Origin of the sequence: Dietzia sp. CW19 (genome assembly GCF_014145265.1) — a bacterium.
GTDB classification, from domain to species: Bacteria; Actinomycetota; Actinomycetes; order Mycobacteriales; family Mycobacteriaceae; genus Dietzia; species Dietzia natronolimnaea.
Genome location: NZ_JAALEE010000505.1, coordinates 1 through 13,774, shown reverse-complemented (window position 1 = coordinate 13,774; position 13,774 = coordinate 1). Strand labels below are relative to the sequence as shown.

At 62.6% G+C, this 13,774-nt stretch carries 13 protein-coding genes and 1 pseudogene; 3 read left to right on the top strand and 11 right to left on the bottom strand.

Annotated features, from left to right (window positions below; genetic code table 11):
• Positions 1-353: 353 nt before the first annotated feature.
• From G6021_RS14425 to G6021_RS14390, 8 genes are all read right to left on the bottom strand, one after another.
• Positions 354-1,208, bottom strand: coding sequence for an ATP-binding cassette domain-containing protein (locus G6021_RS14425; RefSeq protein WP_182641574.1), 855 nt, complete (start codon positions 1,206-1,208; stop codon positions 354-356).
• Positions 1,205-1,954 carry a cobalt ECF transporter T component CbiQ gene (cbiQ, locus tag G6021_RS14420; protein ID WP_182641573.1) on the bottom strand — a complete coding sequence of 250 codons (750 nt, stop codon included), beginning with the start codon at positions 1,952-1,954 and terminating at the stop codon, positions 1,205-1,207. Before cbiQ ends, G6021_RS14425 begins: the two co-directional genes overlap by 4 nt.
• Positions 1,951-2,322, bottom strand: a complete 372-nt coding sequence (locus tag G6021_RS14415; RefSeq protein WP_054828162.1) for an energy-coupling factor ABC transporter substrate-binding protein — start codon at positions 2,320-2,322, stop codon at positions 1,951-1,953. The genes cbiQ and G6021_RS14415 overlap by 4 nt, the downstream gene beginning before the upstream one ends.
• On the bottom strand, positions 2,312-3,025 hold the full coding sequence (locus G6021_RS14410) for an energy-coupling factor ABC transporter permease (RefSeq protein WP_182641572.1): 714 nt from the start codon (positions 3,023-3,025) through the stop codon (positions 2,312-2,314). Before G6021_RS14410 ends, G6021_RS14415 begins: the two co-directional genes overlap by 11 nt.
• Positions 3,026-3,068: 43 nt before the next feature.
• Entirely contained in the window at positions 3,069-3,530 is a 462-nt protein-coding gene (locus tag G6021_RS14405) for a hypothetical protein (protein ID WP_182641571.1), read from the bottom strand.
• A gap of 83 nt (positions 3,531-3,613) precedes the next feature.
• The gene (locus G6021_RS14400) at positions 3,614-5,320 is read right to left on the bottom strand and encodes a tubulin-like doman-containing protein (RefSeq protein WP_182641570.1); all 1,707 of its coding nucleotides are present in this window, start codon (positions 5,318-5,320) and stop codon (positions 3,614-3,616) included.
• A 22-nt stretch (positions 5,321-5,342) separates the two neighbouring features.
• The gene (locus G6021_RS14395; RefSeq protein WP_347238979.1) at positions 5,343-5,696 is read right to left on the bottom strand and encodes a hypothetical protein; all 354 of its coding nucleotides are present in this window, start codon (positions 5,694-5,696) and stop codon (positions 5,343-5,345) included.
• Positions 5,693-7,249 carry a tubulin-like doman-containing protein gene (locus tag G6021_RS14390; protein ID WP_182641569.1) on the bottom strand — a complete coding sequence of 519 codons (1,557 nt, stop codon included), beginning with the start codon at positions 7,247-7,249 and terminating at the stop codon, positions 5,693-5,695. Before G6021_RS14390 ends, G6021_RS14395 begins: the two co-directional genes overlap by 4 nt.
• 310 nt (positions 7,250-7,559) lie before the next feature.
• On the opposite strand from G6021_RS14390, the gene G6021_RS14385 reads away from it, so the two are divergent.
• Positions 7,560-8,054 (top strand): MarR family transcriptional regulator, encoded by a 495-nt coding sequence (locus G6021_RS14385; RefSeq protein WP_241736580.1) that lies wholly within the window; start codon positions 7,560-7,562, stop codon positions 8,052-8,054.
• Between the two features lie 23 nt (positions 8,055-8,077).
• Here the strand turns inward: G6021_RS14385 and G6021_RS14380 are convergent, their stop codons facing one another.
• Positions 8,078-9,157, bottom strand: coding sequence for a substrate-binding domain-containing protein (locus G6021_RS14380; RefSeq protein WP_182641568.1), 1,080 nt, complete (start codon positions 9,155-9,157; stop codon positions 8,078-8,080).
• A gap of 159 nt (positions 9,158-9,316) precedes the next feature.
• Positions 9,317-10,354: an aliphatic amidase gene (locus G6021_RS14375; protein ID WP_095972698.1), complete on the bottom strand. Its 1,038-nt coding sequence runs from the start codon at positions 10,352-10,354 to the stop codon at positions 9,317-9,319.
• A 124-nt stretch (positions 10,355-10,478) separates the two neighbouring features.
• On the opposite strand from G6021_RS14375, the gene G6021_RS14370 reads away from it, so the two are divergent.
• Together G6021_RS14370 and G6021_RS17540 are read left to right on the top strand one after the other, a co-directional pair.
• Entirely contained in the window at positions 10,479-11,543 is a 1,065-nt protein-coding gene (locus tag G6021_RS14370; protein WP_182641567.1) for an AAA family ATPase, read from the top strand.
• A gap of 19 nt (positions 11,544-11,562) precedes the next feature.
• Positions 11,563-11,754: pseudogene (locus G6021_RS17540) on the top strand (antibiotic biosynthesis monooxygenase); the annotation flags it as partial.
• A 415-nt stretch (positions 11,755-12,169) separates the two neighbouring features.
• On the opposite strand, the gene G6021_RS14360 reads toward G6021_RS17540, so the two are convergent.
• Positions 12,170-13,483 (bottom strand): ISL3 family transposase, encoded by a 1,314-nt coding sequence (locus G6021_RS14360; protein ID WP_182641566.1) that lies wholly within the window; start codon positions 13,481-13,483, stop codon positions 12,170-12,172.
• Positions 13,484-13,774 lie beyond the last annotated feature (291 nt).

Genomic DNA, 13,774 nt, shown 5'->3' with positions numbered 1-13,774 from the left:
GCCGAGGGCGCGTACGGCGAGTTGCTCGGCGCGTTAAAGGTCGGTGGCCCCTACCGGGCGCAGGAGTATCTCGATGATCCGGGCACAGAGGATCTCTACGATCTGATCGCCCGCGACTTCAACGATCTGGGTTTTCGGCCACCCGGCGTTGTCGACATCCACTGGTTGTACGCCCCCGTCGCGATCGAGTTCCTTGGCCCCCTCACCGTCGCCGGTGTTGCGAGCACGCAGCGCAAAACCCTCCTATGGCCACTCCTGGATCTTGTCGGCGTGGTTCTGTGCCTCAGATCCACTACCCGAGGACCTGCAACAAGCAATCACCGCAAGCGGAACGTGCACAGGCTGCGGCGCCGTCAGACCCGTCCGCCGTGGCGTAATGCGTGCGCAGCGATAGACGCATGTACCTCAGAGACATTACGCGGGCGCAGTGATTGCGGGAGGAATCCGTCTCGCGCTAGCTTTGCGGCGAGTTCCAGCGACCATGGCGCCGCGAGCCGGGCGGCCGCAAGGAGCGAGGCATTGCCGAGCAGTTCGCCGGGATCGCCTTGGCGGACTGTGCCGCCCTCAACGATCGCTACTGACGACGCCCAATCCAACGCCAGAGCAGCGTCGTGGGTGGAGAGGACCACCGTGGTGCGACTTTCCTCGAGCCGTTCAAGTGCCTGGAACATCTCGGCCACCCCGGCAGGATCCAGGCCGGCAGTGGGTTCATCGAGGAGCAGCACACAGGGCCGCATCGCCATCGCGCCGGCAATCGTGACGCGTTTGCGTTCCCCGTAGGACAGTTCATGTGTCGGCCGGTCGGCCAGGTCGGTGATCGACAGCAGCCGCATCGCCTCGTCGACCCGCTCTAGGATCTCGTCGGTGTTCAATCCCAAATTCGCTGGCCCGAAGGCGATGTCGTGTCTGACATCCGCCGAGAACAGCTGATCATCCGGGTTCTGCAGAACCAACTGCACATTCTGACGGTGAGTACGCAGCCCTGCCTTACCGTACTTGATAGGGGTGTGGTCAAGACTGACCGTCCCGCGCGACGGCCGCAGCGATCCGGCCAGTATTCGGAGCAGCGTTGTCTTTCCCGATCCGTTGGCACCCAGCAGTGCCACGCGTGAGCGCGGTGCCATCTCGATATCGACGTCGATCAGCGTATCGCTCGCACCGTGATAGGCGAACGCCACATGTTCGGCGCTCAGCGATCTATGGCTCATGCCATCTCCCACGAAACTGTTAGTGCGACAACACCAATAAGAACGGATACCGAGCCGAAGATGAATTGTCGGCTCACCGGCTGCCGATACAGAACCGGCATACCGATACCCTGGTCGCGACCCGCCAATCCGGTCTCCAGCCGGTGTGCCTGAGTCCAAGACCGGATCAGCACGGCCGCGGTCAGGAGGCCCACTGAGTTGAGTGATCGTCGAAATCCCGCATAGCCCAGTCGCGCGACCTGCGCCTGCCGGATCGTTGCCAGCGACTCCACCAGCACGAACACCATGCGATACATGATTCCGATGACGTCAACACAGGCCGCCGGGAGCCCCGACCGCCGTAGCGCCGTCGTCAACGTGGTCATCGGTGTCGTGGAGGCAAAGACTAGCATCGCCAGTGATGCCGTCATCGCACGCAATGCGAGTTCAGCTGCACCCAAAGCCGTGTGCGCAGTCATTGATATCGTCAGAGCGCCGAAATCGATCGATACCGCAGTCGACAGCGCCGCGATCGCAATAAATGCCGCAGGTCCTCGGGCGGTACGGAGCACGTGCGCAAACGGAACCCCGGCTCGTCGCGCGGCGATCAGGGTCACCACGATCAACAGTGGCGCCGCCGGAACCGGGGCAAGCACCATCGCACATCCGACGATCCCGCCGAAGAGAATGACCTTCTCTGCGACCGGCCGGCGGCGCCACGTCGACCTCCACGCAACGCTATCGATCGCGGCGGTGCCAGCACTCATGTCCGGTCACCCTCGCCAGCGCTCGCGGCCATAGCGTCGACGTCACCGGCCAGTGCGATCGCCTCACGTTCGGAGCGCCTGCGCTGCCACATCGCCCCGAGCGCAAAGCCGAACACTCCCGCACCGAGCGCAGCCTGCAGCGCGAACAGTCCTGATTCGATCTCACCGGACCCGGGGGTGAAGACCGGCGAGAACCATGGCTTGTAGTCGGAATGGTTCTCCTCGATGTGCTCGGTGGCCAGGGAATCGCTACCGACGAACGCCTCATCCTCCGGGGCGTTCCGATTGAGAAACATCGACAGAGCGAAGATCACGACAATCGCACCGATGATCAGCGCGGTGACCAGAACATTCTTGTTACGCGACATGGATGGTCCCCTTGGCCGGTACTGGGCTGTCTTGTGCGGTGCGGTCGGTCAATACTCCCAAACGCAGCAATTCCGGCCGCGCCACCTTCCGCAGGACGTTGAAAATAAGGACCCCGACGAGGCCCTCGATGATGGCCAGTGGAATCTGAGTAACGGCGAAGACACCAAGGAACTTCACCACCGAACCGATCACACCGCCGGTCGCATCGGGGAAGGCAATGCCGAGCTGAACAGAGGTAACGCAGTATGTCGAGAGATTCGCGATCGCCATTGCGAAGAAGATCCCGACACTCAAGGGTGCCTTCATCTTTCGGCTCAACTGCCACACCCCGTATCCGACCCACGGACCAACAATGGCCATCGAGAACGCGTTGGCACCCAAGGTGGTGATACCGCCGTGTGCAAGCAGCAGCGCCTGAAACAGGAGTACCACCGTTCCCAGGAAGGCCATCACCGGCGGCCGAAAGAGCACCGCGCCCAACCCAGTTCCGGTGGGATGGCTCGAGCTACCTGTCAACGAGGGAAGTTTGATTGCGGACAGGACGAAGGTGAACGCACCTGCCGCCCCGAGCAACAACCGCGATTCAGGATGCTCACGTACCTCGCGCACGACGGCCACGGCACCGTGTACAACGAACGGTGCGGCTACCGCCGTCCAACAGGCCGCCTGGACCGGCGGCAAAAAGCCTTCGGCAATATGCACTGGTTCATTCCTCTGCTGTATGAGACGGGTCAGTTAAGAAAACTCATTCACCGCCATCCGATGGTCGGAGATAGTCCTCCACTTGTTTTTGCATCGACTGCACCATGTCGACGTCGACCCCGAGCACCGAACCAATCTCGGCGGCACTAAGTCCGTGAACATGTGCTGCCACATGTACGTTGCGTAAGTCGGTCGGCATCTCGAACAGCCGGCCGGCGAGCTCCTCCCAGGAACACTGCTGTGCTCGCCAGTCACCGTCCGGGTCGGCAATGAGAGGTTCGGCAGGGGCCGCGATACGCCCCGCATAAGGCAGTCCCTGGTAACGAAACACCCGGGGCCGGGCCAGCATCGAGACCACCACCTGCACGGCCACCGCCTCCGCAACAGCCCGGTCCTCCAGCCGGTGGGTGACCATGTACCGCACCGAATCACGGGTGTCATTCAGGCGCAATATCCACGCTAAATAGTCGTCTTGCCAATCACTTTCGAAATCCACTGCCCTCATGCACAAGAACCTCTGAGGCCGGGACCGGGCGGTCCGCTCGGTTGTTACACCCACACGCGCCGAGCGGACCGCCACCGGCCGGGTTACGGCGTCGGCACCACCGTGGCGACCGAGGCTGCCATCACTTCGTTGGTGTACTCGACAGCGGTGGCCGGCAGTGCGGCGCCCGCCATCTCGTCGACACCGATACGGGTGTTCCACCCTGGCGATCCAGCAATCGCCTTACCCATCGTGGCCTCGAACTGATCCGATGGCTCCGAGAGCACGATGCCGAGTTCGAGCAGCCAGCTACTGAGGACGATCCGCTCACTGGCAGGGACCGCGTCATAGAGCTTCTTGGCTTCGGCGAATGCCGTCAGGTCCGCCTTCGCCACACCTGGAACGATGATGTTGGAGTACACCGTCAGCTCGTCGAAGAACTCGCCTTCGGTGGTCCGCAGCGAGCCGTCCTCACCCGGCAGCAGGTACTGCGACAGAGTCGATTCGAGCTTGGCCTGCAGGGTCGCATTCCACTTGGTGCGGGCCGCGAAGGTATGTGCTTCCACATACTCTGTCGCGAAGCCCTCGCGAATACCCATCCACTGCGGGACATACCCGATCCAGTCGCTGATCGCACTCCGCCACTTGCTGATCGGCTCGCCCGGCAGTACCTCCACACCGGGATGCATGAGCTTGGCAACGTTGAACACGGTGAAGTTACGCGGCCCGAAACTGACTCGCTCATGTGGTGCACCAGTGAAACCGGCCGGACGCAGAACGCGGAAGATCTCGCGACCGTAGTCGTGAACGACGTAGCGGGCGAACGAGTCGTCGACGAACTTGTTCGTGACGTGCAACGCCTGCTGATGCCGGATCTCGGGGAGCACACCCTTCTTGATTGTGGTGTACCGGTACAGACGCTCCCACGACTGCTCCTGGGTGACCGCCAGGAATCCTCCGGTAAACGGATTCTTGTACATGTCACCCCACACCGAGGTGATCTTCTCGTTCTTCGTCTCATCGAGCATGCAGTCGATCTCGTTGAGCGTGGCGTAAACCGAAGCGCCACGCTGGTACTCAGGATCTCCCGAACACGGCATGAAGCCGACCCCGATGACCGGCACCCGACGGCCGAGCGCACCGGTGCTCAGGTGGCGGGCGAGGTCAACAACCATTCCGCTGCCCGTGCCGCCACCAACACCGAAGGCAACAAGAACCAGGCATGGCAGGCCGGTCTGGTCGATGCTGTCGGCAAATGCTTCCAGTTCGCTGTGGAGTGGGCGCTCGCCGTCGTAGTACGCACGGCCATAGATCGCCTTCGCCAAGGAGCGGGACACATGCTCGTCGGAGGACGGGACCTCCAGTTGGCCGACGTAGTTCTTCTCGGTGGTCGGAGTCGTGGTGGCATCCAGCCACGACGCGAATCCGCTCTCGCCCTGGCCCTTCCAGCTGAACCGCGGGAACTCCCTGCCGAGGAACTCGGGAAAGCGAGCCATGCTCTGCTCGAGATCCGCGGCGTCAGGGATGTCCAGGGCCACAGTGCGAATCTGCGCGCGGTCCCGGGGAATCCCACGATCATCAAGGCGTGCGTAGAACGAGTCCGCGTACTGGCGCATCTGACGCATGTCGCCCTCGCCGATATCGATCGCCAACGCAGTGAAACGAGCGCGCGGATCGTCGAGCATGTCCTCGATCTCACCGGTCCGCAACAGCGCATCGATGAACTGGGCGCCGGCCTTACCGAGGCCGACAACATTGATACAGTGCGGTGCCTGTTTTCCGCTTGCACTGTGGTACATGGATAGTGCCATGGTGGTAGTCCAGCCCTTCTAGCTAGCTCAGGTATCCAAGGTCTTTGAGGATGGTTGCGGCGACCGTGGGGCGCTCGTCCGCAACCAACGTTCGGTACTTGTCGATGAATTTGTTGGCCTCGCGCGGGATTGCCCCCTGGTTAACCAGGTCAACACCTTTTTCCAAGTTGTAGCGGTGTAGTTCTGCGGTCCAGAGCCGGTGTTTGACGTAGATCCGCTCGTCGTCGGCTCCGCTGACAGTCACGGTTGCCCCACCCGGAAGGGTGTCGACCGCCGCGCCGTCCCGGTACTTCTCGACGGCCTGATCCCATTCCAGACCTGCTGGCTCCGTGGTCATCTCGGCCCCCGCGTGCTCGATGTCGGTTCCGGTGCTCACTTGGACAGCTCGAGTTGTTCAACCTCACCACGGATTGCTAAGTGCGGGACAACAACCCAGCACGCGCAGCCCAACAGGCATTCGCCACCGACTCCCTCGAATCGGGTTGAGGGCTCGCAGAGCAGCACACCGAGATCGAGCAGCCATGCGTGACGCATGAGCTTGGACTCCCAATCCAGCGCGTCGTAGGCCTCCCGCGCGGGCACGAACCAGCTCATGTCGAGCTTGCTCAGCCGCGGGATGAAGGCCGCGACCGTGGTGTCGCCCGAACCTGCGAAGGCCAGCGTGTTGGGTCCGACGACGGGATCGAGGGATTCAGACAACGACGCTGCGACTGCGCTGGCCGAATCCGCACCGAATGCGCGAACCTCGACGAATTCGACTGCTGCCGAGTCGGTTACCTCGCCGACCAGCGGAGTGCCGGCCGGACCAATACCCACTGCGAGCAAGTTGATCCAGCTGTCGGTCTGATCACCACGGGTGGCCGGGTGCCACGCGTCGGCCGGGACATTCATCCAGTTGAGTGCCTTGATCGACTCGTACAGGTGATCGCCTCCGTCACGCAGAACAAACTGCGCGATACCGGTGTCGATGGCCTTGTGCGCGGCGTCAAGGTCGCCGACCGCGTCGTACACCGCGTTCTGTGGTACACCGAAGAATCCAGCGGTGAAGGGGTTCTTGTAGAGGTCACCCCAGACGGTCATGACGCCCTTGTTCTTGTCGGCGTCCACCATGCAGTCGAGCTCATTGATGGCGATGAACGCGCGGCCGTCCTTGAGTTCGTCGGGGTCGGCGTCGGCGGGCAGCACGCACATGCCGGCAACCAGCGCGCGACGGCCCAACCGGATGTTGGATAGATGGCGGGCCAACTCGACGACGATGCCACTACCGGTTCCACCGACCAGTGAGAAGGCGATGATCACCAGTGGGGTCTTGTCGCTTGACATGATCCCGTCTGCGAAACGGTCAAGCGCCTGGGCAACCGCACCACCGGTGTAGTAGTCGACGCCGTAGAGGCCCTTGGACACCGCACGCGGGAAGTGGTCACCAGCCTCCGGCACCACGAGATCGTTGGGAAGCCACGGCTCGTAGTTGGGATTCCAGTAGTAGCGGGGGTACTCCTTCTTGAGGAATTCGCGGTAGCGTCGCAGTTCGCGGAACAGCGCCTCATTCTCCAGCGCGGGGAGGTCGACGACCTCCGCGCTGGCGAGATCGCCGGACAGTGCTGCCGACGCGGTGGTGACACCGGTCAATTCGGCATCACCGATGTCGATGGCCAGCCCACGGAACGGTGTTTCCGAACCGGCTGCAGCACCCCCGGGTGCGTACTCGCGCAGCATCGATTCGACGACGTTGGAACCGGTCTTGCCGATGCCCAGGACGTGAATAGAGAACGGTCCCTCGTGATCTCCGATGCGGTGAACGCCATCGGTGACCAACGCCTCAAGCCGTACCTTGTCGGTGCCGTACCCAGCGGACTCGCTGTCGCACGCCGCACCTTCATGGGCGTGGCTGTGCCCATGATCGTGATTGTGGTCGTGTGCTTCTGACACTTCATCTCCTTCAACGGTGGTCGCGAGCCTGCGGGTGCCGCACAGCAGGGAGGGGCGGGTCTTTTCGACCGGACTCGCGGAGTTACTGCCTGAATGACAAGCCCCTGGCTTCCCCGTAACTGACAGTAGTGCCGGTACTGTCAGAAGGAAGTATCGCAGCGTTAACTGTTCGTAACAGAAGTATGTGAGACGAAAATGATGTGGTTGAGGGGTAATCCGGTGAACGCTAGTATGTGGCCATCGGAGGACTGGAACGGCGGCCGCAGGCACTCATACTGCGCATCCCCCGTACCAAGAGAAGGATGATCGGATGCCCAATGTCCAGACCAAGCCGACGGGCGCTGCCGGCGTGGGCGAGGCCGACGCCCTACAGGTCTCACCCAGGCCACTGTCAGGGCGATTGGATTCATTGAGTCGGATGCTCTCACGCCGCATCGACGGGATTACGGCGCAGCACAATATGTCCGCCGATCACTGGTACGCACTCGACGTCATCGTGCGCCAGGACGGCGTGGCGATGAATCACTTGGCACGAGCGTTGAGTGTCGCCGCACCTACCCTCACCAAATACGTGGACAAGCTGGCTGTGAACGCCTACGTCTTCCGGCTCGCCGACCCGGGTGATCGGCGCAAAGTGCTGGTGCACGCCTCCAGCCGGGGTACGAGCGTCCACCAGGAACTTCTCGGCACTATCGCTGCCACCGAAGCCGAGGCCTTGGGCATGTTCGCCGCACGCGACCGCCAAGCGCTGGAACGCATGCTCAATCGTTACGGCAAACAAGCAGAAGACTTCACAAGTCAGTAAACCGACCGGCGCCCGCCGCTGATTTAGCCGACCGCGGCAATCTGTTCGAGGACATCGAATTCGAGTCCCCTGGCCTTCGCCATATACACGTCTTGAGCGAGATGGTGCCGCCGGAAGCGGACATGCCCACGTGGACTGTCATAGTGAATGTCGGCTTGTGCGTGAGCGCTTAATTCAGACACATTTACCGACGCCGACCGCTCAACCAGTTCAGCCAGGAGCCGCACACCCTCGTAGCAGGACTCGCCCGGCGAGGCCAGCGGCGGCGCACTCGCACCGAAGCGCTCGGCATACCGCCCACCGAACTCCAGACTGTGGCCGGTCCCCAAGGATTCGAAGAACCCTGACACAGAATAGAGTTCACGCGCAGCGCCCGCACCGCCGGCCAGTAGCATATTCTCATCGATCAGCGGCCCGAGTCGAGGAAGATCGCGATCTAACCCACGAGCAGCGAACTGCCTGTTGAATGACACCGCATCCTGGCCCAGCAATAACACGAACACCCCGTCGGCGCCGGAGCGCTCGATCTCATCGAGCACATCACTGAAATCGGGCTCGCCCAGCGGCGTGAAGTGCTCCCCGATGAGCCTGACACCTGAACCGTAGACACCTGTCGTCGCCCACTTCCACATACGACCAGCCGTGCGTCGTGGCCACACATAATCACTGCCGACGACAAACCAGGATGTGATGCCGTTCTCCCGACCCATCCATTGCAGCGCAGGCACAATCTGACGTTCGGGTACCTCCCCGGTAGTGAACACGCCGGGTGACGATTCACCGCCCTCGTACACCGCCGTGTAGATGTAGGGCACTAGACCACCAACGGATCGCACGATCTCGCGACGCAGCGCCGAAGTATGCCAGCCGACCAGGGCTTCGACCTCACCGTTGGACACCCGTGCGGAGACGTCACGGACCACGTCCCCAAGGTCGGCGCCGCCATCGATGACGGTGGCGGTGACCTCGCAACCAAGAAGTCCGCCATGCTGATTGAGTTCGGCGACGGCCAGTTCGGCGCTGCTTAGGCACGACGGCCCGAAGATCCCCGCCGGACCACTCTCAGGTATGAGCAGGCCGAGATTCATGCGTGGGTCAGACATCGAACACTCTCCCTGCGCAGCGTGGATCGCCGGTTACGTCCCATGATTTCAGCGCGCTATTACCTGGGTGTAAATCACTCGTGTGAGGTCACACACGCGGAAAACAGATTCGATCCCGCCGGGACATGACGTGATTCCCCGGCGAGATCGATTCCGTCGCTATGCTTCTGCGGTCCTCTCGGTGGGCAGATCGTAGACCGGTGCGGACGCAACACCAATGGTCTGGCGGGTGATCGCCTCGACCTTTTCCCGGGTGGCCTCGGCGTCGGTCACCCAGTCACGGTAGAAGTCGAAGGGGCATTCGGCGATTCCCTTGTCACCGTCGCCTGCGTTGTAGACGCCGGTGTAGCCGCGGTGGAGCAGCTTGAACAGGTGGTTCTGCGACTGGTCATTGGCACGCGCATCCCGGATCGTCGAAAGCGACAGCTGCGCGTACTGAATCCCATAGTCTTCCTCCCCGCACTCCCCCAGCGTACGCCCGTCAAATCCGACGATGGCGCTGTGGCCGAAGTACGAGTAGACGCCGTCGAAACCGGTCGCATTGGCCACTGCGACATAGCAGTTGTTGGCCCACGCCATCGTCTTTGACATCAGAACCTGCTGCTCCTTGGCCGGATACATGTAACCCTGCGGGCGGACGATGAGCTCAGCACCCTTCATCGCGCAGTCCCGCCAGATCTCCGGGTAATTGCCGTCGTCGCAGACGATGAGCGAGATTTTCATGCCCTTCGGGCCGTCGGTGACATAGGTCTGCCCACCCGGGTACCAGCCCTCGATCGGGGTCCACGGCATGATCTTGCGATACTTCTGCACGATCTCGCCCTCGTCGTTGATCAGCACCAAGGTGTTGTAGGGCGGCTTGTTCGGGTGATCCTCATGCCGTTCACCGGTCAGGGAGAAGACTCCCCACGTCTTTGCATCCCGACATGCCTTGGCGAAGATGTCGGTTTCATCGCCTGGCACCGTGGCGGCCGTCGCATACATCTCGTCGTTGTCGTACATGATGCCCATGGTGGAGTACTCGGGGAACACCACCAGATCCATACCCGGGAGGCCGGCCTTCATCCCAACAACCATGTCCGCGATCTTGCGTGCGTTGTCGAGTACCTCCTCCTTGGTGTGCAGCCGCGGCATCTTGTAATTCACGACAGCAACGCCAACCGTGTCCGGGCTTGATGAGATGTCTCCGTGTCGCATGTTGGACCTCCATTTAGTCGTCACTTCTCGGCAGCCTCTGCGCGAGGTACTTTGAGCGTAAAGTATTGCCAATGACAGGGTCCAGCCATACCTGTTACATCTATGTTTCAAGGAGGATCGCTCGATGCAACCCGGACCGCCCCCGAACTCGACCCCCAACCCGATGGGCTCCAGCCGGTTCAGGCTGGGACGGCTCCGATCACCACAGGAGCTGACCGCCGCATTGCAGTCACATATCGTCGGGCAGGAGGCCGCTATTGAGGCGGCGGTGCGCGCATTGACGATCTCCGCCGCTGGGCTGCGCGACCCTAACCGTCCGATCGCCTCGCTACTGCTGGTCGGGCCGACCGGCGTGGGAAAGACCGAGCTCGCAAAACAACTCGCGTGTCAGGTTGCCGGCGATCCCGATAACCTCTGCCGAATAGACATGAATACCCTTGCACAAGAACACTACTCGGCATCACTCGCCGGTGCGCCGCCCGGCTACGCCGGGGCAAAGGAAGGCCTGACTCTCTTTGACCCCGCCCTGATCGCAGGTAACCATTCCCGGCCGGGACTCGTACTCTTCGACGAGGTCGAGAAAGCGCACGCGACTGTCCTGCGGTCCTTACTGCAGATACTCGACAGCGGGGTCCTAAAGCTGTCGGCAGGCAACGAGACCATCGACTTCCGCAACGCGATTGTGCTATTCACCTCCAACCTCGGATCTGCCGAAGTAGCTGCTCACGAACGCCGGCACCGAGGCTCGTTGTCACTGCAGCGGCTCGCGGCACCATTCCGACCCGGCGCCCGTCGCGACTCGCAGCAGATCGTTGCCGACGTCGTCGAGCAATTCTTCGACCCGGAGCTGTACAACCGCTTCGACGAGGTTGTGCACTTCGCGCCGTTGACCCAGACCTCAGCGGCGAAGATCGTGGATCTCGAGCTCACGCGCCTACGTAATCAGCTGTCTGCCATACACATCGATTGGATGCCAGATGACGACGTACGAACTCTTCTGATCAACAAGGGATTTGATTCCACCTACGGGGCCAGACATATGAAACGTACCGTCCGGACTACGCTCTTGGCCCCGATCGCCGAAGCAGTCGTGACCGCTCCCGACGCAGACAACCGATCTCGCCACACACTGTCCACGACAGTGGCGCAGGGAGGAATCGTCGCCACCGTCACCCGGGCCGTGTCGTAGACACTGGAAGAGACCGACAGCCACCGCGTGGTTCGCGATCCGCCTCGGGCCGACCTCGTTCGGGATCTTCGACGTCTTTCCGGACGACGCCGGACGTGGCGCCCACCTGTCCGGACCCGTGGCGGTAGCGCTCGGCGAAAACGCCGGCACGTTGTTCTCCGAACCCACGATCGAGAAGCTCGACGTCCTGGCTTCCAAGCTCCCCGCCTGACACCACGGATTCGGGGCACGAGACTCGAACGGAGGGGTCGCTGCGCGGCGTCATGGGCTGACACAGCCCGCCCATGACGCGGCAGCGGCCCCTTCTCTGGGACTTGTTGTCCGCGTACACCCTGATATGTCGGTTTGGGGACAGGATCACTTGTAGGTCGGTGTTCGGCGTTCCGAAGGTGTTTGCTGAGGTGGGTGGGCCACCCTGGGAGTCGTCTTCCGACAAGTTGACGATTTGCGCGGCTTCGCACTGCACGAATTGTCGGTAGCACACCTCACCGCTAGTCGGCCCTGTGTCGTCCCGGGTGCCCCGCGTCAAGACTTCTGGCAGGCCGGTTGTGAGGGCATGATCGGCGTCTGATTCCAGAAGGCTGACATGACGAAGGCCCGGATCGTGTTATCGGGCTCTTCCGGAATCAGAGTGCATTGATCCGATCCTGAAGCCGGCCGGAGTGGATCAGTGACCGCAAGATGTAGTGCTTGAGGTTGCGGAAGCCCAGGGCGATCCCGCGGAGGTGTTCCAGTCGGCCGTTGATGGCCTCGACGGGTCCGTTGGAGGCGCCCACGTCGAAGTACGCGAGGATTTCGCGGTGCCGCTTCCACAATGACCGGCCGAGCTGCGCGAGCTCCGGGAGTTCTGCGGGTACACCGGTCCGGATCGAGCGCAGGAGCTTGTACATCGCGATCTTGCCCTCCCGCTTGCCGGCGGCGTCGTAGGCGGCGATGAGTCGCTGGTAGACGCCGTAGGTGACCTCGACCGCCGCGTGCGCATCGTTGGCGGTGAATGCTTTGAACAGGCGCACCTTCTGCTTGTCGGTGAGCAGCTCGGCTCGGGTGTTCAAGGTCCGGCGGATGCCGTACAGCGGATCGCCCGTGCGGCCCCGGTGCCCGGTGGTGGCCTGCTGGATGCGTTGGCGGCACACGGTGAGCTTGTCGGCGGCCAGGCGCACGACGTGGAAGGGGTCCATCACCGTCCGGGCAGCGGGAACGGCTTTGGCGGCGGCGGAGTGGTAGCCGGCGAACCCGTCCATGGTCACGACTTTGATCCGGTCTCGAAACGCTTGGTCGCGGGCGTCGAGCCATTCGGTGAGGACCTTCGCCGAACGGCCCGGGACCATGTCCAGCAGGCGAGACGGGCCGGTGCCGTCCACTACCGGGGTGAGGTCGACCAGCACGGTCACGAACGAGCTGCTGCCGTCGCCGCGCACGTGCTTCCATTTGTGCTCATCGACCCCGAGAATGCGGACGCCGTCGAAGTGTCCGGGCTGGTCGTAGACCATCGCGCGGGTCTCGGTGACCGCCAGATCGTTGACGAGATCCCACCCCAGCCCGAGGGCCTTGGCGACCGCGGACACGCTGGTGCGGTCGATCGCCAGACGCTGCAGGATCCAGCGAGTGCAGCGGCGGGTGGTCTTGGCCCGCGGCTCAGCCAACGCCGGCATCCGCTGCTGGAAAATCCTGGTGCTGCACTCGGTGTTGTCGCAGGTGAAGCGCGGTACCCGCACGTGCAGTCTGGTGGGATGCCCGACGATCGGTAGATCCGTGACCTTCCGCTGGATGTGGTCCCGCAAACGGCCCGCCATCCCGCACTCGGCGCAGATCGGGTCGAGTGTGACCGGGGCGCAGAACAGGTGCGTGAGCTCGTCGGCCACGGCGGCGTCGGTGATGGTCACCCCGAGCTCGACGGTGCGGCAGATGGTGTCGGCGAGCAGGCTGGCGGTAGCGTTCAAAGCGGGTCCTGGGGATGCGAAGTGCTGGTGTAGGAACTTGCATCTTCACACGCCCCGGGACCCCTACATCTTGTGCCTCACCGCATCACCGGCGAACCCCAGCTATGCACTCCGGATCCGGAAGGGCCGGTTTAGGGCGAGGCGGAGGGATTGCAACCGCTGGGGCGATGTTGGCTGCGGGCGGCTGCTCCAGCAACTGTTGCTGTTGCACTTGCTTCACAGAGCCCACGCACTGGCGGCGCTTGTTCGGCCGGTCGAAGTGAGGGACTAGTGGGTATCTCCGTTAGTGCG

Bases quoted from the DNA above. Each gene is read 5' to 3' on its own strand.
- G6021_RS14380 (WP_182641568.1), bottom strand. From the start codon at position 9,157: ATGTCTGACCCACGCATGAATCTCGGCCTGCTCATACCTGAGAGTGGT.
- G6021_RS14415 (WP_054828162.1), bottom strand. From the start codon at position 2,322: ATGTCGCGTAACAAGAATGTTCTGGTCACCGCGCTGATCATCGGTGCG.
- G6021_RS14400 (WP_182641570.1), bottom strand. From the start codon at position 5,320: ATGGCACTATCCATGTACCACAGTGCAAGCGGAAAACAGGCACCGCAC.
- G6021_RS14385 (WP_241736580.1), top strand. From the start codon at position 7,560: ATGCCCAATGTCCAGACCAAGCCGACGGGCGCTGCCGGCGTGGGCGAG.
- G6021_RS14405 (WP_182641571.1), bottom strand. From the start codon at position 3,530: ATGAGGGCAGTGGATTTCGAAAGTGATTGGCAAGACGACTATTTAGCG.
- cbiQ (WP_182641573.1), bottom strand. From the start codon at position 1,954: ATGAGTGCTGGCACCGCCGCGATCGATAGCGTTGCGTGGAGGTCGACG.
- G6021_RS14375 (WP_095972698.1), bottom strand. From the start codon at position 10,354: ATGCGACACGGAGACATCTCATCAAGCCCGGACACGGTTGGCGTTGCT.
- G6021_RS14370 (WP_182641567.1), top strand. From the start codon at position 10,479: ATGCAACCCGGACCGCCCCCGAACTCGACCCCCAACCCGATGGGCTCC.
- G6021_RS14425 (WP_182641574.1), bottom strand. From the start codon at position 1,208: ATGAGCCATAGATCGCTGAGCGCCGAACATGTGGCGTTCGCCTATCAC.